A 19,836-nucleotide genomic window follows, 5' to 3' on the forward strand; every position below is an offset into this window, starting at 1 on the left:
CGGCCGTACCGGCCGGTCCCGGCGACGCCGCTCGCCGTGCTCGTGCCCGCCGCGGGAGGTCGCATGCGCCACGCCCCTCAGCACGCCCACGTCCATGCCCAGACGCGCACCCGCGAACGGCGCCACCGCCTCGCCCACGAAGCCGCCCGGCTGATGGCCGAGGGCGGCATCCGCGACTACCACCAGGCCAAGCTCAAGGCCGCGCAACGGCTCGGCATCCACGACGACGCCTCGCTGCCGCGCAACCGCGAGATCGAGGAGGCGTTGCGCGAGTACCAGCGCCTGTTCCAGCCGGGCAACGCCGCCGCGCTGCGGCAGCGGCGCGAGGCCGCGCTGCGGGCGATGGAGTTCTTCGGCGAGTTCGAGCCGCGCCTGGTCGGCGCGGTGCTCGACGGCACCGCCGACGCGCGCAGCCCGGTCGCGCTGCACCTGTACAGCGACGATCCGGAAGCGGCGGCGCGCTTCCTCGAGCAGCACGGCATCCCCGCCGAGGCGCGCAGCCGGCGCCTGCGCCTGGATCGCGAGCGCAGCGGCGACTTCCCGGTGTGGGTGTTCGCCGCCGAGGACCTGACCTTCGACCTGACCGTGCTGCCGCGCGCGGTGCTGCGCCAGGCGCCGCTGTCGAGCACCGACGAGAAGCCGATGAAGCGCGCCAGCGCGGCGCAGTTGCGGCAGATCCTGGTCGAAGAGGAAATCGCCGAGCACGAGCGCGGCGGCTGACACCCGCCCGCGGGCCGCCGCGACCGCTGCACGCGGCCGTACGCCGGATGCGGCAAGATGGCCGGCACCGTCCGTCCACCGCGGCGCGCCTGCGCCGCCCGGCAGGGAGAGCGTCCATGTTCGCGAAGCGCGCGGGTTCATCCGGCAGGGCCGCGGGCGCATGGCTGGCCGTGGCCATCGCCATCACCGCGGTCGCGCCCGCGCACGCGGCCGGCGAGGCGGACCTCGCGCCGATCCGCGCCGAAGTCGCCAAGCGCCACGGCGAGGCCCTCGCGCGGCTGCGCGACTGGATCGCGCAGCCGGCCATCGCCGCCGAGGACCGCGGCTTTCCCGCCGGCGCCGGGCACATGGCGCGGCTCGCGCGCGAGGCCGGTTTCCAGCACGTGCAGGTCATCCCCACCGACGGCAAGCCCGGCGTGTTCGCCACGCTCGACGCCGGAGCGCCCAGGACGGTGGGCCTGTATTTCATGTACGACGTCAAGCAGTTCGACCCGGCCGAGTGGAGCTCGCCGCCGCTGGAGGCGCGCATCGTCGACAAGCCGGACCTCGGCAAGGTCCTGGTCGGACGCGGCGCGGTCAACCAGAAGGGACCGCAGGCGGCGCTGCTGGCCGCGCTGCACGCGATCCGCGGCGCCGGGCGCAAGCCGCCGGTGAACCTGGTGCTGGTGGCCGAAGGCGAGGAGGAGATCGGCTCGCCGCACATCGGCCAGATCGTGCGCCGGCCGGAGGTGCTCGCGGCGCTGCGCAGGAGCGTCGGCGTGTTCATGCCTGCGGCGATGCAGGACGCCGAAGGCGTGGTCACGGTGTCGCTCGGCGCCAAGGGCGTGGTCGAACTGGAACTGGTGGCCAGCGGCGAGAAATGGGGCCGCGGGCCGAGCAAGGACGTCCATTCCTCGCTCAAGGCGATGGTCGACAGCCCGGCCTGGCACCTGGTCAAGGCGCTGGACACCCTGGTCGGCGACGACGGCAACACCATCGCGATCGAGGGCTATCCGCAGCCGCGCCCGCTCGGCGCGGCCGAACGGGCGATGATCGCGCAGGGCGCCGCGCGCCGCGACGAGGCGCGGACCAAGCAACAGCTCGGGGTGAAGCGCTGGATCGACGACCTGCCCTGGCCGCAGGCGAACGAACGGCTGGTGTCGCAGCCGACGGTCAACATCGAGGGCCTGGTCGGCGGCTACACCGGCCCCGGCGGCAAGACCGTGCTCCCGCACCGGGCGGTGGCCAAGCTCGACCTGCGCCTGGTGCCGGGGATGCGCAAGGACGCCGCGGTCGCGGCGCTGAAGGCGCATCTGGCGAAGCGCGGCTTCGGCGACATCGAGGTGAACGTGTCCGGCGGCTACGACCCGACCGAAACCGCGGCCGACGCGCCGCTGATCCAGGCGCAACTGGCGACGCTGCGCAAGGCCGGCATCGAGCCGCTGCTGTGGCCGCGCAACGCCGGCTCCTACCCCGGCTACGTCTTCACCGGCGAACCGCTGAAGCTGGCCGCGGGCCATTTCGGCCTCGGCCACGGCGGCGGCGCGCACGCGCCCGACGAGTACTACCTGATCGAGTCGACCCACCCGAAGGTGCGGGGCTTCGACGGCGCGACGATGTCGTTCGTCGAGTACCTGTACGAGCTGGCCCGGTGAGGCCGCCCGACCCGGCCGCCACGCCCTGCCACGCAACGGCGCGCGTACCGGGCCGCGCGCGGGCCTGGGGTCACGCGACGCGCGCCCGCGGCGCGTCGTCGGCGCCGAAGCGGAACACGTTGAGCTCGATCGCGACGAACGCGACCAGCCACAGCAGCGCGTCCCAGGCGTCGAGCAGCGCATGCAGCGGTTCCGCGCCGACCAGGCCCTGGATCGCCCAGGCCAGCAGGAAGGCCACCAGCGCCGCGTACAGCACCGCCGCGACCCGCCTGCGCCAGCGATGCAGGCGCTGCGCCTGCGGCGGCAGCCGCACCTCCAGCTCCAGCAGCGCCACCACGCCCAGCCACACCGTCTCGTTGGCGAAATCCAGCCATTCGCGTTCCAGCGCGTAGCCGGCCACGGCCAGCACGATCGCCGCGCTCGCCAGCAGGCGCACCGCGTGCACCGGCACCCGCGCGCGCGAGGGCATCGGCCAGCCGCCGGTCTCCCACTCGAACAGCAGCAGCAGGACGAACCACGCCGCGGTGTCGAGCAGCTCGGTGACGCGGCCGTAGCGCGCGTACAGCGCCACGTCGGCGGCGAGCAGGGCGTAGATCAGCCAGCGGAAAACGACGAAGCCGCGGCGCTGCCGCGGCTTCGCGACGGTTTCGGCGCGTGCGCCGGGCATGGCCTCAGCGCTTGTCGGGCTCGACGTAGTCGCGCTGCGCCGCGCCGATGTACACCTGGCGCGGGCGGCCGATCTTGTTCTCCGGATCGTTCTGCTGCTCCAGCCAGTGCGCGACCCAGCCGGCGGTGCGGGCGATCGCGAACATCACCGTGAACATCTCCACTGGGATGCCGAGCGCCTTGTAGATGATGCCGGAGTAGAAGTCGACGTTCGGGTACAGCTTGCGCTGGATGAAGTACTCGTCCTTCAGCGCCGCCTCTTCCAGCTTCATCGCCACTTCCAGCAGCGGGTCGTTGATGCCGAGCTCGCCGAGCACCTTGTGGGTCATCTCGCGGATGATCTTCGCGCGCGGGTCGAAGTTCTTGTACACGCGGTGGCCGAAGCCCATCAGGCGGAAGCCGGACTCCTTGTCCTTGGCCTTGGCCACGGCGGAACCGACGTTCTCGGGGCGGCCGATCTCCTCGAGCATCTTCAGCACCGCCTCGTTGGCGCCGCCGTGCGCGGGGCCCCACAACGCGGCCACGCCGGCGGCGACGCAGGCGTACGGGTTGGCGCCGGTCGATCCGACCAGGCGCACGGTAGAGGTCGAGGCGTTCTGCTCGTGGTCGGCGTGCAGGATGAACAGCAGGTCCAGCGCCTTCGCGGCGACCGGGTTCAACTCCAGCGGCTCGGCCGGCACTTCCTTCATCATGTGCAGGAAGCGCGTGGTGTACTCGAGGCTGTTCTTCGGGTAGCGGATCGGCCAGCCGATCGAGTAGCGGTGGCAGGCCGCGGCGATGGTCGGCACCTTGGCGATCAGGCGGATCGCCGCCATGCGGCGCTGCTCCGGGTCGTCCAGGTCGAGATCGTTGTGGTAGAAGCTGGCCATCGAGCCGAGCATGCCGACCAGCATCGCCATCGGATGGGCGTCGTGGCGGAAGCCGTACAGGAAGGTGCGGAAGGCCTCGTGCATCATCGTGTGATGCGTGACCTCGTGCTCGAACTTGGCGAACTCGGCCTGGCTCGGCAGCTCGCCGTTCATCAGCAGGTAGGCGACCTCGAGGAAGCTCGACTTCTCGGCCAGCTGCTCGATCGGGTAGCCGCGGTACAGCAGCACGCCGGCGTCGCCGTCGATGTAGGTGATCGCCGACTTGCAGCTGGCGGTGGCGGTGAACCCGTTGTCGTAGGTGAAGGCGCCGGTTTCCTTCGGCAGCTTGCCGATGTCGATGCAGGGGGCGCCGAGCACCGGGTGATGGACCGGCAGGGTCACGGTCTTGTCGCCGGCGGTCAGGGTGACCTGATCGAGGCCGGATTTGCTGGAATCGGACACGAAACACTCCTCGGGTCTGCATGCCGCCGAACGGAGCCGCGCGGCACGAGTGGGGACGGGGATTCGCGGGCGCGCCGCGTCGAAGGATTATCGCACAGCCATCCGCCGGCGCAGGGTTGGACCAAAGTCGGCCGGCACGCGCTTGCAGCCGAAGCTCGAAAGCGCCGCGGCCGCGGTGCGTGCGCCGGGCAGCGCACGCCGGCGCTTCCGGCGCGCGGTGCATGCGCCTGCGGCGCGCGCCGGCAAAGCCGCCGGCCGGCGTTTGCCGGCGTCCGCGCAACGCTGGTTCCCGCCATGCGGGCGGCGCCGTCCGCAGCCGCGCGACGGCCACTCCAGCCGACCGCCGGAACGCGAAAAGCCCGCCGGGCGGCGGGCTTTTCGCGAAACGGGACGATCGCGGCGCCGCCTCGGCGGGCCGCCGTCCGGCACCGGCGCTCGCGCGGGACGCGAGCGCCGCTGCGGCGTCACTTCTGGGCGTAGCGCTTGCGGAACTTGTCGACGCGGCCGCTGGTGTCGACGATCTTGTGCTTGCCCGTGTAGAACGGGTGCGACGCCGAGCTGATGTCGACCTTGATCAGCGGGTACTCGTTGCCGTCCTCCCACTTCACCGTCTCCTTGCTGGAGAGGGTCGAGCGGGTCAGGAACGCGAAATCGGTGGTGACGTCCTGGAAGACGACTTCACGGTATTCGGGATGGATGCCGGCCTTCATGGCACTCACCAAAGGGATGCGGGGAAAGCGCGGCAGTATAGCGGCCCGCCCGGGGCCGGCGCAAGTCGCGCGCGCCCCGCCCTCCCGGCCGCTCAGCCCGCGGCCAGCGCGGCGCGGACCAGGCCCTCGAACCGCGCCTGGTCGTAGCGCAGCAGGATCCGGAACCGGTCCGGGCGGCCGCTCTGGCGCTGCCAGTCGACCACGGTGGCGCCGCGCGCGTGGCGGCCCTCCAGTTCCACCGAGACCGGGCGCGCCGCCGTCTCCACCGCGCCGTCCGGGTGCAGCGCGTAGGCCATCGCCAGGCCGTCGGCCGAGTGCCAGTACGCGCCGCGGCGGTCGGCCGACCATTCGCGGGTCTTCCTCGAGATGCGTTCGTAGAAGCGGGCGCGCGGCGAGTCCGCGCGCAGCCACGCGACGACCTCGTCGTGGCGCAGCCCGTGGGCGAGGGTCGCCTCCCAGTCGGCCAGGTCGATGCCGGGCGCGCCGTCGGCGGCGAAGGCCTCGAACACGATGTGCGCCGCTTCCGGATCGAAGTAGACGTTGAACTCGGCGCTCGGGGTGATGTTGCCGTGCCCGGTGACCGCGCCGCCCATCACCACCAGGCGCGCCACGCGCTGCGGCAGGGTCGGGTCGAGCTTCAGCGCCAGCGCAATGTTGGTCAGCGGCCCGAGCGCGACCAGCCGCAGCCGGCCGGCGTGCTCGTGCGACAGGCGCAGGATCGCGAGCGCGGCGTGCTCGGCCTCGGCGCGGCGCCGGGCCGGCTCGTAGCCGACGTCGCCGAAGCCGTCCTGGCCGTGCACGTAGCCCGCATCCGGCGCCGGATGCAGCAGCGGCCCGGCGCAGCCGGCGAACACCGGCACGTCCCGGCCCGCGACCTCGCACAGCTTCAGCGCGTTGGCGACGGTGTGGCGCAGGCCGACGTTGCCGGCGGCGATGGTCAGGCCGACCACGCGGTGGCGCGGGTCGTCGAACGCCATCAGCAGCGCGAGGGCGTCGTCGACGCCCGGGTCGGTGTCGATCAGCAGCGGGATGGTGTCGTCCATCGACCGATTATGCCGGGCACCGGCGACCGCGTCACCGCGTGGCGGGGAACGGGAAACGAGCCGTCTGGTCCCCCGTTCCTCCTCACTCCTCCCGGGCCTTCACCGGCCGCAGCGGATGCGCCTCGGTATTGAACGTCACCGCCTCGAAGTCGAGCGCCTGCTCCGGCGCGAACAGCAGGTAGTAGTACTTGAAGGTCTCGGCGAACAGGAAGCTCTCCATCGAGTCGTCCTTGGCCTTGGTCCGCACGTCCTTCAGCGCGGCGTAGCCGGCCTCGGTGCGGCAGTGGCGGACGAAGTCCTCGAAGAATTCGCGGCCCATCGCGCGGTACTTCGGGTCGCCGGTCAGCCGGTGCAGGTAGTAGGCCGATTCGACGATTTCCGGGCGCAGCGCGTAGCCCGGCGACGCCACCTGCATCTTCGCGTAGTCCAGCGATTCCGGCTCGATGCCGTGCAGGCGCCACATCTTCAGGCCGGACTCCTGCAGCCGCCTGGCGCGGTCGAGGTCGCCGCCCAGGGCCAGCAGCGCCGGCATGAACGCGTCGAGCGCGCCGTAGCGCGTGGCGGTGCGCCGGCCGGTGCCCATGTCGGCGTGGCCGTACCACAGCTCGCCGCCGCGGACCTCGTCGGCCAGGTAGCGGTTGACCGCGGCGATGTCCTGCTCCCACATCGCCTTGCACTCGGCGTCGCCGAACAGGCGCCAGCACTTGTATAGGTACTCGTAGTACGAATCGACGCCGCCGCCGATGTGCGCCTTGCGGTCGGTCCACTGCCCGGTCTCGACGTCGATCCACGAGCCGACCAGGCCGGTGCCCGGGTCGCGGCGCTTGTGGGTTTCCACCAGCGCGCGCTTGGCCTTGTCGTAGTAGACCTGCTTGCCGGTCAGCCTGCCGAGCAGGCCGAACTCCAGCAGCAGCGTGCCGGTCTCGGCGGGGTTGCTGAGCTTGCCGCGCACCTGCCCGGTGCGCAGGTTGACGTGGGTGTACGGCAGCCCGGTGGGCGAATCGAACACCGGCAGCAGGCGCGCGCCGAGCTCGTCGGCCAGCTCGAGCAGGCGCGCGTCGCCGGTCATCTGGTAGCCCGACAGCAGGCCGCCGAGCACGCGGATCGTCACCTCGAAGTTCTGCACGTACATGTCGTGGTCGAACGACAGCGTCGTCGCGATCAGCTCGCGCGCCTCATCCGCCTCCTGCTTCAGGCCGAGCAGGATCAGCGTGTCCAGCGCGTCCACCGGCGTCATCAGCAGCGAGTGCGCGTACCAGTCGTGCGGCCGCTTGCTCAGCGGCTTGAGCGCGTCGTGGCCCCAGGCATGGGCCTTGTAGCCCCGCCAGGCGTGCCGGGTCTCCTCGCGGACGCGCGCGGCCAGGCGCGCGGCCTCGGCCTCGTCGACGGGCGGCGCCGGCGTCGCCGCGGCGGCCGGAGCCGAAGCCGGATCGGTCGCGGCGCGGTCGGTGGCGCAGCCGGCGGCGAGCGCGATGGCGGTCAGGCAGGCAAGGGTTCGCAGCTTCATCGGGTCACCTCGGTACGGACGCCACGGCGTCGCCGCGGCGATGGGAGCGGAACGGTCAGGGGACGGCGCCGCGCAGCCAGCGCAGCCGAAGCGCGGCGCGCAGGCGCTCGAGATCGGCGTCGGCGCGCACGCGCAGCTCGACGGTCTCGCCCGGCAGCAGGGTCAACGCATTGTCCGCGGGCCGCGCCTCGACGCCGTCGAAGTCGATCCACAGCGCGCGCGCCAGGCGCTGCGCGCGCAGGCTCAGCACGAACGCGTCGCCGTCGCGGCGCCACAGCGCGCGGATGCCGGGGTCGCGCGGCAACGCCAGGGCCTTGGCCGGGCCGAAGTACACCACCCGGCGCGATACCGGCGCGCCGCCGACCCGCAGTTCGAACACCGCCGCGGTGCGCGCCGGGTCGGCGCCGCGCAGCAGCTCGGCGTCGCGCCATTCGCCCACGGGCGTCGCCGACAGCGGCGCCAGCGTCAGCGCACCGCGCCCGGCGTGGTGCTCGCGGCCCTCGAAGTCGAGCACGCGCAGCGTCCATTCCGCCCGGACCGGCTCGGCGCGATCGGACACCAGCGTCAGCGCGGTGCGGCCGTCCTTGCGCAGCGCCGCCGCCGCGAGCGGGGCGAAGAAGCGGCGGGCGTGGAAGTGCAACGCCTTCCAGCGGCCGTACCAGTCGATGCTCGACCACGAGGCGCCGGGCCAGACGTCGTTGAGCTGCCAGTACAGCGAGCCCATCGTGCGCGGGCGGCTGGCGCGGTGGTGCAGCGCCGCCAGTTCGACGCCCTCGGCCTGCATCACCTGGCTCAGATAGACGAAGTCGGCGAAGTCCGCCGGCTCGCCGTAGCCGGCGCGGATGTAGTGCAGCAGGCGCTCGTTGCCGGCGCCGGCCATGAACTTCTGGTGCGCACGCGTGACCGGCGCGTCGATGCCCTGCTCCGCGCGCGGGATCGCCGCATCGAGGGTCGCCCGCACCGGCCAGGCCTGCAGGCCGAACTCGGACATGAAGCGCGGGGTCTCGTCGAGATAGGCTTCCACCGGCTTGGAGCCGGCCCACACCTCCCAGTAGTGCTTGTCGCCCCTGTCCGAGTCGTTGGCCTTCCCGTCGAGATCGTTGCTCGGCGAGCTGGACCAGTACGGCACGTCGCCGGCCTCGCGCGCGACCACGTCGCGCAGATCGCGGCCGAACAGCTGCACGTAGCCGTCCCACACCGTCCGCGCGAACGCGGGATCGGCCTCGGCCAGCCGGTGGCGGTGGCCCCAGTCCTTCCAGGCGGTCTCTTCCTCGTTGTTGCCGCACCACAGCACGATGCTGGGATGCCGGCGCAGGCGCCGCACCTGGTCGCGCGCCTCGGCCACGGCGTTGGCGCGGAACGCCGGGTCGAAGCCGGGCTGCATGCCGCCGCCGTACATGAAGTCCTGCCAGACCATCAGGCCGAGCTCGTCGGCGACGTCGAAGAACGCATCGCGCTCGTAGTAGCCGCCGCCCCAGTTGCGGAGCATGTTCATGTTCGCCGCGCGCGCGTCCTCCAGGGCGCGGCGCAGGGTCGCGTCGCTCACCCGCGCCGGGAACATGTCGAAGGGAATGACGTTGGCGCCCTTGGCGAACACTTCGATGCCGTTGATCGCGAACGCGAAGCCCTGCCCGCGGCGGTCGAGCGGCCGGCGCAGTTCGACCCGGCGCAGGCCGGTGCGCTGGCGCGCCTGCGCGTGCGCGCCGCCCGCGCCGTCGAGGCGCGCGCGGAAGGTGTACAGCGCCTGCTCGCCGTAGCCGGCCGGGTACCAGCGCCGCGGCCGCTCGATGCGCACCGGCAGCGTCAGCGTCTGCAGGCCGGGGTGCAGGCTCACCGTTTCGCGCAGCGGGCGCGCGCGGCGGCCGGCGGGATCCATCCAGTCGATCGCCAGCGTGGCGCGGCCGGCGGCGTCGGCCTCCACCTCGACCTCGGCGGCGAGCTCGGCGACGTCGGCCTCGATGCGGCGCTGGCGCACGTGGAAATCGGCGATGCGCAGCCCGTCCCAGCTTTCCAGCCGCACCGCGCGCCAGACCCCGGCGGTGACGTAGCGCGGCCCCCAGTCCCAGCCGTAGTGGTAGCCCGGCTTGCGGACGAAGTTGGCGGTCATCGCGTCCTTCGGCTCGTCGCCGTAGGGCGAGGGATAGTTGCCGGCGATCCTGTGCGGCATCGCCTGCACGCGCGGCAGCATCCGCCGGATCGGCGAATGGAACACGATGCGCAGTTCGTTGCCGTGCGCGCGCAGCTTGCCGGCGACCGGCACCCGCCAGGTGCGGAACGCGTTGTCGGCGGCGAGCACCCGTTCGCCGTTGAGCCAGACGTCGGCGAAAGTATCCAGGCCCTCGAACACCAGGTCGGCGTGGCGCCGGTGCAGGGCGGCGGCGTCGAGGTCGAAGCGGGTGCGGTACTCCCACTGCGCCAGGCCGATCCACTGCAGCTGCGCTTCCGGCGCGCCGACGTAGGGGTCCGGAATCAGCCCGTGCGCGAGCAGGTCGATATGGACGTGGCCGGGCACGGTCGCGGCCCGCCACTGCGTGGCGGCCGCATGCGCGGCGGCCTGCGGGTCCCCGGGGGCGAGGCGGAAGCTCCAGCCCGCGTGCAGCTCGCGCACCTGCGGCCCGGCGGCCCGCAGCGGCGCGGACAGCAGCGCCGCCGCGGCCAGCGCCAGCATCGCCACCCACCGCCACCGCCCCCCCGCCGCGCGGGCCACGCTCAGCCTCCGCGCACGACGTTGAGCACCTCGTGGCAGGCGCCCATGGTGTGGTAGTCGGTCTTGCCGGCCGGGCTCTTCTCGTCGCCGTACTTGCGGTTGTCGGCATCGAGGATGCGGAACCAGGCGCCGTAGCGATGGTCGACCAGGTGCTCCCAGGAATAGGCCCACAGCCGGTCGTACCAGTCCCAGTACTTCGCCTCGCCGGTGCGCGCGGCCAGCAGCGCGGCGGCGGCCAGCGATTCGGCCTGGACCCAGAAGTACTTGTCGTCGTCGCAGACGTAGGCCGCGCCCTCGACCCGCGCCTCGCCCTCGCCGGCATGGCGCAGGCCTTCGAACGCGAAGCCGTAGTACATGCCGCCGCGGCGCTCGTCCCAGGCATGCGCCAGCGCGGTGTCGAACAGCTGGCGCGCGGTCGGCACCAGCCAGTCGGCGTCGGAGTGGCGGTCGAGGATCAGCAGCAGCTTGGCCCACTCAGTCTGGTGGCCGGGCTGGAAGCCCCACGGGCGGAACAGGTGCTTGGGATCGTCGAGGTGGTAGGTCCAGTCGACGTTCCAGTCGGCGTCGTAGTGCTCCCATACCAAGCCGCCGGCCTGCGCGGCCTGGCGCCGGGTCATGCGGTCGGCCAGGGTCAGCGCGCGCTCGAGGTAGCGGCGCTCGCCGCTGGCCTCGAACGCCGCCAGCATCGCCTCGCACATGTGCATGTTGGCGTTCTGGCCGCGGTAGCCGCTGAAGCTCCACTGCGCGTCGGCCTCGTCGCGGTACAGGCCGTGCTGCGGCTCCCAGTAGCGCTGCTCCAGCAGCTGCCAGGTCTCGTCCATCCACGCCCGCGCTTCCTCGATCCCGGCCTTGAGCGCGGTCGAGTACGCCAGCAACGCGAAGGCGACGCCGTAGCAGTGGTAGGTCTCGTCCTCGACCCGGCCGTCGCGCAGGGTCCAGGCGTAGCCGCCGGTGGCCGGGTTGCGGTGCCGCTCGCGCAGGTAGCGCAGGCCGTGCCGGGCCGCGTCCAGGTACTCGCCGCGCAGCGCCGCGTCCTCGCCGAACTCGCGCGCCGCCATCGCGTAGTTGAAGACGAAGCGCGCGCTGCTGACCAGGTGCCGGTGCGCGCGGTCGTAGACGGTGCCGTCGTCCTTGAAGTAGTGGAAGAAGCCGCCGGCCGGATCGATGCAGCGCGGATGGTAGAACGCCATCGTGCGGGCGATGTGCGCGCGCAGGAAGTCGGCGGAACGGAAGTCGGGGCGGGTTTCAGGCGGCATCTTCGTACTGGTCCTTGAGCAGTTGCTGCACCTCGGCGCGCGTCGGCATCGCGGCGAAGGCGCCATGGCGGGTCACCGCGAGCGCGCCGACCGCGGCGGCGAAGCGCAGCGCGTCTTCGAGTCCGGCCCGGTCGTCCAGGAAGGCCGGCAGCCGCGCCGCATCGACGCCGAGCTCGGCCAGGCGGAACAGCAGCCCGCCGACGAAGGCGTCGCCCGCGGCGGTGGTGTCGACCGCCTTGACCCGGAAGCTGCGCAGCTCGCCTTCGGCGTCGCGGGTGTACCAGCGGATCGGCGCCCCGCCGTCGGTGACCAGCAGCCAGCGCGCGGCGCCGGCGAACACGTGCGCGCGCACCGCGCGCTCGCCGGCCTCGCCGCCGCCGAACGGCTCGGCGAGGTACTCCAGCTCGTTGCGCGCCAGCTTCACCACGTCGGCGCCGTGCAGCGCCTGCCACAGGCGCGGGCGCGGCTGCGCGTCCGCCGGCCACAGCATCGGCCGCAGGTTGAGGTCGAGGCTGACCAGCGCGCCGGCCGCGCGCGCCAGGCGCATGCCGTGCAGGGTGGCCTCGGCGATCTCCGCCTCGGTCAGGCTGTTGGAGCAGACGTGGAACGCGCCGGCCCCGGCGAAGCAGCCCGGGTCGTAGTGCTCGGCGCGGAACAGCAGGTCCGCGGCCGGCGGGCGGTAGAAGCTGAAGCTGCGCTCGCCGTCGCCGTCGAGGGCGACGAACGCCAGCGCGGTCTTGGCCGCCCCGGTGCGCGCGACGTAGTCGGTGGCCACGCCGTGGGCGTGCAGGCTGTCGAGCAGGAAGTCGCCGAACATGTCGCGGCCGAGCATGCCGACGAACTGGGCCGGCGCGCCCAGCCGCGCCGCCGCGACCGCGACGTTGGCCGGCGCGCCGCCGGCGTACTGCAGGAACGCGCGCGGCGCCCCGGGCGACGCGGCGGGTTGGGCGAGGAAGTCGATCAGGGCCTCGCCGAAGCAGACGATGGTGCGCATGGATCAGCCCCGCTCCCCGCCGGAACCGGCCGGCGGCCGCCGCAACCGCGAGCCGCGCAATCCGTACCAGACGATGTAGGCGTAGCAGAGCGCGGAGACGAAGAAGGCGTACTGCAGCGCCCGGGTCTCGTCGCCGAGCGCAACCTGGAAGAGATCGACGCAGGCGCCCTGCAGCGGCGGGATCACCGCGCCGCCGACGATCGCCATCACCAGCAGGCTGGAGGCCTTCTCGGTCATCGGCCCGAGCCGCTCGATCGCCAGGGTGAAGATGGTCGGGAACATGATCGAGTTGAACAGGCCGACCAGCACCACCGACCACAGCGCCACGCCGCCGGCGCTGGACATCGTGGTCAGCAGCAGGGCGATGTTGATCGCCGCGTACAGCGGCAGCAGCCGCCGCGGGTTGGCGCTCATCAGCAGCGCCGCGCCGACGAAGCGGCCGAGCATCGCCAGGCCGTGGTAGTACGACAGGTACAGCGAGGCGTCGGCCTCGGGCATCGCGCCGATCTCCGGCCGCGACACGTACTTGACCATGAAGTGGGCGACGGTGACCTCGACCCCGACGTAGAAGAAGACCGCCAGCACGCCCCAGCGCAGGTGCGGGTGGCGCAGCACCTCGAGGAAGCCGTGCTTGCGCGTGCCGGACTGCTCGGTCGCTTCGGTCAGCGCCGGCAGGCGGAAGAAGTACACCGCCAGCGCCAGCGCGATCAGCGCCGCGGCCACGCCGAGGTACAGCGGCTGCACGGTCTGCACGCGTTGCGCGGCCGGCAGCGCGGCCAGCTGCTCGGCGCTGAGCATCGTGGCGCTGAAGATCAGCAGGCCGGCGACGTACGGGCCGATGGTGTGGCCGAGCGAGTTCACCGCCTGGGCGAAGTTGAGCCGGCTGGCGGCGCGCTCCGGCGCGCCGAGCAGGCTCACGTACGGGTTGGCCGACACCTGCAGCAGCACGACGCCGGTGGCGAGGATGAACAGCGCCGGCAGGAACAGGTCGAACGAGGCGGCCTGCACCGCCGGCAGCACCAGCAGCGCGCCGGCGCCGGCGATCAGCAGGCCGATCACGATGCCGAGCTTGTAGCCGACCCGCGCGACCACGCGCCCGGCGGGAACCGCCATCACGAAGTAGGCGCCGAAGAACGCCGAATCCAGCAGCATCGAACGCGCGTGGGTGAGCTGGAACACCGACTGCAGGTGCGGGATCAGCACCCCGTTGAGCTCGGTGATGAAGCCCCACATGAAGAAGATCGCGGTCATCGCGATCAGGGCCGCGCGGTGGCGGGCGTCGCGCGCGGCGGGTGCCGGCGCGGTACGGACGTGCGTGCTCATGATCGGAACGGCTCGGAAGGGGCGCCGTGCGGACGACGCGGGAAGGAAGCTACATGGCGGCGGCCCCGCTGCTGCCGCGCACCACCAACGTCACCGGCGCGATCACCCGCCGCGGCGCCGCGCCGGGGTCTCGCACGCGTTGCAGCAGCAGCTCGGCGGCCAGGCGGCCGCAGGCGCGCGGCTGCGCCGCCAGCGTGGTCAACGGCGGCGTCGACAGCGCCGCCTCGGCGATGTCGTCGAATCCGGTCAGGGCGAAGTCCGCCCCCGGGCGCACGCCGCGCGCGGACAGGCCCAGCATCAGGCCGAGCGCGACGTTGTCGTTGTAGCAGACCGCCGCGGTGGCCTCCGGCGCGCACGCGAACAGCTCGCCGGTCTGGCGCGCGGCCTCGAAGCGCGTCGGCGCGCATTCCACCAGCCACGCGGCGTCCGGCTCGATCCCGGCCGCGCGCATCGCCGCCACGTAGCCCTGCCGGCGCTGCCGGCACGAGCTGGAATCGGCGTGCCCGCCGTAGAACGCGATCCGCCGGTGCCCGAGCGACAGCAGGTGCTCGGTGGCCAGGCGCGCGCCGCGTTCGTTGTCCAGCGCGAGGAAATCCCAGTCCACGTCCGGCAGCGCGCGGTTGAACACCAGCGCCGGCGTGTGCGCGCCGAGCAGGCGCTGCAGCGCCGCGCCGTCGCTGTGCTCGGCCGGCGAGAGGATGATGCCGGCCGGCCCGTGCTCCACCAGCGAGCCGAGCACGGCCAGCTGCCGCTGCGGCGATTCGCCGGTGCTGCCCAGCAGGGTGACGTAGCCCTCCTCGCCCAGCGCCTCGTCCACCCCGGCGGCGAACTCGGCGAAGAACGGATTGGACAGGTCGTTGATCAGCAGCGCCACCGAGGACGAGGTCTGCCGGCGCAGGTTCGCCGCGGCGCGGTTGTAGACGTAGCGCTGCTTCTTCAGCTCCGCCTCGACCCGCGCGCGGGTGTCGGCATGCACCAGCGGGCTGCCGCGCAGCACCAGCGACACCGTCGCGCGCGAGACGCCGCAGGCGCGGGCGATGTCGGTGACCGTGACCTGCTTGCGGCGCGACCGGGCGCTCCCGGTCTGACTGGTCGTCATGGACGTCCCCGGCTCCGTGGATCTGTCGATGCGGGCGATTATTCACCAATCGAAACGATCCAAGTTTGCCGCCGCGGCCGGCAAGGCCGGCGCCGGCGGCGCACGGCCGGCGCCGGCGTCGGGCACGCTGCGGCCGGCCTTGCGGACGCCGCCGTGCCCCAGGCGGAAGGCTGCGCGCCGAGCTCGAAGCGCAGCGTGCCGCCCTCGCGCACCTGCGCCCAGTCGAGCCAGACGCGCTCGACCGCGGCGTCGCCGAAGCGCACGCGCTGCGGGTACTGCAACGCGCGGCCGTCGGCGCCGGGCGCCTCGATGCGCAGGGTCTTGCCGCCGCCGAGGTCGAGCTCGACCTTCTCGAAGCGCGGCGCGTGCAGCACCAGCTCGCCGCTGCCGGGCATCAGCGGGTACAGGCCGATCGCGCTGAACAGGTACCAGGCCGACATGGTGCCGAGGTCGTCGTTGCCGGTGACGCCGTTGGGCGCGTTGGTGAACAGCGTCTGCGCCGCGCGCAGCACCGCCGAGGTCTTCCACGGCTGGCCCAGCAGCGTGTACAGCCAGGGCGCGTGCAGGTCGGGCTCGTTGTTCGGGTTGTAGCGGTACTGGTTGTAGTAGCTGTACGGGCCGACCACCCATTGCTTGCGCGCGGCGTGCGCCGGGTCGGCGAGCAGCGCGTCGAACGCGAAGAACGCGTCCAGCCGCTTCAGCGCCGCCGCCTCGCCGCCCATCGCCGCGGCCAGGCCCGGCACGTCCTGCTGCACCAGCCACTGGTACTGCCAGGCGGTGCCTTCGTGGAAGCCGTGGTGCGAGCGCGGGTCGTAGCGGCCGTGGGGACCGGTGTACCAGCTGCCGTCGTCCAGCCGCGGGCGCGGGAAGCCGACGAAGCCGAGTTCGGCGTCCTTCGCCTTCGCGTCCCAGACCTGGCGCCAGTTGCCGCCGCGCGCGCGCAGCGCCCGGGCGTCGGCGTCTTCGCCCAGCGCCTGCGCGAACGTCGCCAGCGCGCAGTCGGCCAGTGCGTACTCCAGCGTGGCCGAACCGCCATGGTGCGGGTCGACGTCCATGCTCTTGACCGGGAACGCGCGGTCGTACTGGACGAAGCCGCGCTGCAGATAGCTCGGATTGCCGGCGCGGCCGCTGCTGCGCGAGAGGAACGGCGGCACGCCGAACGCGTTTTCGCGCAGCGCGGCCCAGGCCTCGCGCTCGCGCCCCTGCAATGCGCCGAACTTCCACAGGTCGACCAGGAACGGCGTGGCCGGGTCGCCGGTCATCACGTTGGTCTCGAAGTTGGCGTAGCCCCAGCGCGGCAGCCAGCCGCCCTGCTCGCGGATCTTCAGCACCGAGCGGGCGATGTCGCGCGCGCGCTCGGGGCGCAGCATCGCCAGCAGCTGGTTCTGCGAGCGATACGTGTCCCACAGCGAGAAGAACTCGTAGTAGGTCCAGCCCTCGGCCTGGTGGATGCGGTTGTCGTAGCCGCGGTAGCGGCCATCGGCGTCGCTGCCGGTCAGCGGCTGCAGCAGCGCGTGGTAGAGCGCGGTGTAGAACACCGCGCGGTCGTCGGCGCTGCCGCCGGCGACGCGCACCGTCTGCAGCTCCTTGCGCCAGGCCGCCTGCGCCTGGCGGCGCATCTCGTCGAAGCCGAGCGGCCGGTCGCCGCGCAGGCCCTCGGCACGCAGGTTGACCCACGCGCCTTCCTGGTCGACGTGCGAAATCGCGGTCACCGCGGTGACCGCGCGGTTCCGCTCCAGGTCGAAGCTGAACCATGCGCCGGCGGGGCGGCCGTCGCCCTGCATCGCGTTGCGGCCGCCGGGATGGCCGCCCTCCTCGTCCCAGGTGCCGTGCGCCTGGAACGGCCGGTCGAAGCGCAGCACGAACCAGGTGGTGTAGTTCCGCCCGCCGCAGAAGCTGTGGGTGGTGATGCGGCCCTCGACGGTGCGGTCGTCGACGATGCGCAGCGCGCTGCCGACCACGCCGTGGCGGTTGTTGGCCTGGCCGGTGTTGACCAGCACGTGGCCGACGTCGGCGCCGGCGGCGAAGGTGTAGCGCTCGGCGGCGGCGCGGGTCAGCGCGGTGGCTTCCGCGTCGATGCCGCCGTAGTTGGTCAGCCGCACCCTGTAGTAGCCGGCTTCGCCGATCTCGCCGTCGTGGGTGTAGGCGGCCGCGTACTTGCGCTGGTCGAAGCTGCCGGCCTGGGCGGTGTCGAAGTCGCCGCCCGGGCCGATGGTGCCGGTCACCGGCAGCACCGACAGCTGCCCGCCCTGCTCCCAGCAGCCGGCGCCCGACAGGAAGGAATGGCCGAAGCCGCGGATCTTCGGGTCGTCGTAGCGCCAACCCGACCAGTGCTCGCCGATCGGCGAGACCTGGATCAGCCCGAACGGCGCCGACGCGCCGGGGAAGGTATTGCCGTCGTCCTGGGTGCCGATGAAGGTGTTCACCGCGCGCACCGGGTCCGGCCCGGCCGGCGCGGCCGCCTGCGCCGAAAGCGCCAGGCCGAGCGTCAGCGCCCAGGCGGCGCCGAGGCGGCGCAGGCGTCGGGCATGGCGGGCGACGGGAAGCGGTTCGCGGATCACGGCAGCACCTCGTTGTCGGCGGACGCGCGGCTCATTCGACCACCACCTCGTCCAGGAAGAAGAACGCCTCGCTGCCGGCGCCCGGATGGCCGGGCGGCAGCGGGCCGTAACGGTCGATCTCGATGCGCAGCCAGCGCGCCTGCACCGGCGTGGCGGGCGCGTAGCGCAGGACCCGCACTTCGCGGCGCGCGTCGTCCGGGTCCTGCGCCGGCGTCGCCGAATACAGCCGGCGCCAGTCGCGCCCGTCGAGGGAGACGTAGTAGCGCACCGCCTTCGGCAACAGGATCCACGAGCCGCTCTGGCGCAGGAACCGCGTCGATATCGCCTGCACCGGGATGGGCCGCTGCAGGTCCAGGGTCAGTTGCACGTCCTCGCCCTGCCAGCCGGCCCACAGGCCGTCGGCATGGTTGTCGCCGCCGAACAGCCCGTCGCTGAGCATGCCCTCGCCGCCCTGGCGGTACTGGCGGTGCGGCGGCGCCGACCAGCGCAGCGGCTTGCCCAGCGCCGCGTGCGCGGACAGCACGTAGCGCTGCGAGGCGTGATAGGCGCGGCCGTCGCGGAACGGCGCCACCCGGACCGCGCCCGGCGCGCGCAGCAGCAGGCCGTCGACGAACCAGGGCGAGTCCGCGTCGGGCTCGCCGCCGTCGAGGCGGTAGTGCAAGCGCAGGTCGTCGAAGCCGCGCTCGGCCTGCAGCCGCCAGCCGCCGTCCTCGCGGGCGATGCGGTAGCGCACCAGCGCGCGCGATTCCGGCCCGTAGGCGACGTTCCACGCGCGCAGGCGCGGGTAGTGCGCGCGCACGCGCCCGACGAAGCCGTCGTAGTCCGGCGCCACCGGGGCGCTCCAGGCCAGCTCGGCGAACGCGAGCAGGCGCGGGTACAGCATCGGCTCGAGATTGCGCTCGGTGACGTGCTCGGTCCACAGCGGCGCCTCGGCGCCGAGCACCTGCGCCGCATGCGCGGCGTACGCCGGCGGCACGACCGGGGTGCGGTAGAGCGTCTCCAGCGTGAGCCGATCCGGCGGCGCATCGAGGTAGAACGGCCCGGCGTTGACGATGCGGTGCCCGGCCTCGAGCGCGCGCAGGCCCTGCGCCTCGCCGCGCCACACCTCGACCACCGCCGCGGGGTCGGCGCCGCCTTCGAGGATCTCGTCCCAGCCCATCAGGGTCTTGCCCTTGCCGGCGAGGTACTGCTGCACCCGGCGCACGAACCAGCCCTGCAGCGCGTGGCCGTCGGCCAGGCCGAGCTCGCGCATGCGCTGCCGCGTCGGCGCGTGTTCGAGCCAGCGGCCGGCCGGCGCCTCGTCGCCGCCGATGTGCAGGTACGGCGCCGGGAACAGCCCGGCGACTTCGTCGAGCACGTCGGCGACGAAGCCGAACACCCGCTCCTCGCCGACGCACATCACGTCCTTGAACACGCCCCAGCTGTTGGGCACCGTCTCCGGCGCGCGGCCGCAGGCCAGCTCCGGATAGGCCACCAGCGCCGCGGACGCGTGCCCCGGCATCTCGATCTCCGGGATCACCGCGACGTTGCGCCGGCGCGCGTACTCGACGACCTCGCGGACCTGCGCCTGGGTGTAGTAGCCGCCGTGGCGCGAGCCGTCCGGCTCGGTGCGCCAGGCGCCGACCTCGGTCAGGCGCGGGTATTTGCGGATCTCGATCCGCCAGCCCTGGTCGTCGGTCAGGTGCCAGCGGAAGGCGTTGATCTTGTAGTACGACAGCAGGTCGATCTGCCGCTTGATCGACTCTACCGGCACGAAGTGGCGGGCGACGTCGAGCATGTGCCCGCGGTAGGCCAGGCGCGGCGCGTCGTCGATGCGCACCGCCGGCACCTCGAGCCGGCCGCGGCCGGCGGGCAGCCACTGGCGCAGCGTCTGCACCGCCCAGAACAGGCCGCGCGGGTCGGCCGCGCGCAGCTCGATCGTGCGCGGCGACACCTCCAGGCGATAGGCCTCCCCGCCGGCGATCGCCGGGTCCAGGCGCAGTTCGATCGTCCTGCCGTGCGCGCCGGGCCGCCCGCGCAGCCCGATGCCGTGGTCGCGCGCGATCGCCTCGCGCAGGAATTCGCCGGCCTCGGCCACCCGCGACCCGGCCGCCGCGACCAGCGCGACCTCGCCGTCGAGCAGGAACGCGCCCGGCATCGGTTCCACCTGCCGCGGCTGCGGGATCAGCGCCGCCGCGTGCGCGGGCGCGGCGGCCCACGCCAGCACGGCGGTCAGCAGGAGAGCGAGACGATGGCGCAAGGGCGTACCGGTCCGTGGGAAGGCCCGCCGCGCACGCGGCGGGAAGGTATGGGAAAAAACGAGCCCG

14 protein-coding genes are annotated in these 19,836 nt (G+C 73.0%); 2 read left to right on the plus strand and 12 right to left on the minus strand.

From position 1 onward, the window contains the following. The first annotated feature begins 63 nt into the window (after positions 1 to 63). Both EDC50_RS15210 and EDC50_RS15215 read left to right on the plus strand, forming a co-directional pair. A complete protein-coding gene (locus EDC50_RS15210) occupies positions 64 to 720 on the plus strand; it encodes a hypothetical protein (protein ID WP_123771350.1) in 657 nt (218 codons plus the stop codon). Between the two features lie 170 nt (positions 721 to 890). Beyond that, positions 891 to 2,354 carry a M20/M25/M40 family metallo-hydrolase gene (locus tag EDC50_RS15215; RefSeq protein ID WP_242003063.1) on the plus strand — a complete coding sequence of 488 codons (1,464 nt, stop codon included), beginning with the start codon at positions 891 to 893 and terminating at the stop codon, positions 2,352 to 2,354. Between the two features lie 70 nt (positions 2,355 to 2,424). Here EDC50_RS15215 and EDC50_RS15220 read toward each other — a convergent pair whose 3' ends face one another. The 12 genes from EDC50_RS15220 to EDC50_RS15275 all read right to left on the minus strand — a co-directional run bounded on the left by EDC50_RS15220 (position 2,425) and on the right by EDC50_RS15275 (position 19,769). Continuing rightward, positions 2,425 to 3,021, minus strand: a complete 597-nt coding sequence (locus EDC50_RS15220) for a hypothetical protein (RefSeq protein WP_123771352.1) — start codon at positions 3,019 to 3,021, stop codon at positions 2,425 to 2,427. A gap of 4 nt (positions 3,022 to 3,025) precedes the next feature. Then, positions 3,026 to 4,330: a citrate synthase gene (locus EDC50_RS15225; RefSeq protein ID WP_123771353.1), complete on the minus strand. Its 1,305-nt coding sequence runs from the start codon at positions 4,328 to 4,330 to the stop codon at positions 3,026 to 3,028. Between the two features lie 464 nt (positions 4,331 to 4,794). Beyond that, complete coding sequence (locus EDC50_RS15230) at positions 4,795 to 5,040, minus strand: type B 50S ribosomal protein L31 (RefSeq protein ID WP_123771390.1); 246 nt, start codon at positions 5,038 to 5,040, stop codon at positions 4,795 to 4,797. A gap of 92 nt (positions 5,041 to 5,132) precedes the next feature. Beyond that, positions 5,133 to 6,083 carry a nucleoside hydrolase gene (locus tag EDC50_RS15235; RefSeq protein ID WP_123771354.1) on the minus strand — a complete coding sequence of 317 codons (951 nt, stop codon included), beginning with the start codon at positions 6,081 to 6,083 and terminating at the stop codon, positions 5,133 to 5,135. Positions 6,084 to 6,165: 82 nt separating this feature from the next. Beyond that, the gene (locus EDC50_RS15240) at positions 6,166 to 7,590 is read right to left on the minus strand and encodes a glycoside hydrolase family 47 protein (protein WP_123771355.1); all 1,425 of its coding nucleotides are present in this window, start codon (positions 7,588 to 7,590) and stop codon (positions 6,166 to 6,168) included. A 55-nt stretch (positions 7,591 to 7,645) separates the two neighbouring features. Beyond that, positions 7,646 to 10,258, minus strand: coding sequence for a beta-mannosidase (locus tag EDC50_RS15245; protein WP_123771356.1), 2,613 nt, complete (start codon positions 10,256 to 10,258; stop codon positions 7,646 to 7,648). A gap of 41 nt (positions 10,259 to 10,299) precedes the next feature. Continuing rightward, on the minus strand, positions 10,300 to 11,553 hold the full coding sequence (locus EDC50_RS15250) for an AGE family epimerase/isomerase (RefSeq protein ID WP_123771357.1): 1,254 nt from the start codon (positions 11,551 to 11,553) through the stop codon (positions 10,300 to 10,302). Continuing rightward, positions 11,543 to 12,547 (minus strand): carbohydrate kinase family protein, encoded by a 1,005-nt coding sequence (locus tag EDC50_RS15255; protein WP_123771358.1) that lies wholly within the window; start codon positions 12,545 to 12,547, stop codon positions 11,543 to 11,545. The genes EDC50_RS15250 and EDC50_RS15255 overlap by 11 nt, the downstream gene beginning before the upstream one ends. Before the next feature lie 3 nt (positions 12,548 to 12,550). Next, entirely contained in the window at positions 12,551 to 13,870 is a 1,320-nt protein-coding gene (locus tag EDC50_RS15260; RefSeq protein ID WP_123771359.1) for a sugar MFS transporter, read from the minus strand. Between the two features lie 49 nt (positions 13,871 to 13,919). Next, positions 13,920 to 14,969 (minus strand): LacI family DNA-binding transcriptional regulator, encoded by a 1,050-nt coding sequence (locus tag EDC50_RS15265; RefSeq protein WP_123771360.1) that lies wholly within the window; start codon positions 14,967 to 14,969, stop codon positions 13,920 to 13,922. 38 nt (positions 14,970 to 15,007) lie between these two features. Further along, on the minus strand, positions 15,008 to 17,530 hold the full coding sequence (locus tag EDC50_RS15270) for a GH92 family glycosyl hydrolase (protein WP_123771361.1): 2,523 nt from the start codon (positions 17,528 to 17,530) through the stop codon (positions 15,008 to 15,010). Between the two features lie 31 nt (positions 17,531 to 17,561). Beyond that, the gene (locus EDC50_RS15275; RefSeq protein ID WP_123771362.1) at positions 17,562 to 19,769 is read right to left on the minus strand and encodes a glycoside hydrolase family 20 protein; all 2,208 of its coding nucleotides are present in this window, start codon (positions 19,767 to 19,769) and stop codon (positions 17,562 to 17,564) included. Positions 19,770 to 19,836: the final 67 nt, after the last annotated feature.

The sequence above is a fragment of the Vulcaniibacterium tengchongense genome, assembly GCF_003814555.1.
Taxonomy (GTDB): Bacteria; Pseudomonadota; Gammaproteobacteria; order Xanthomonadales; family Xanthomonadaceae; genus Vulcaniibacterium; species Vulcaniibacterium tengchongense.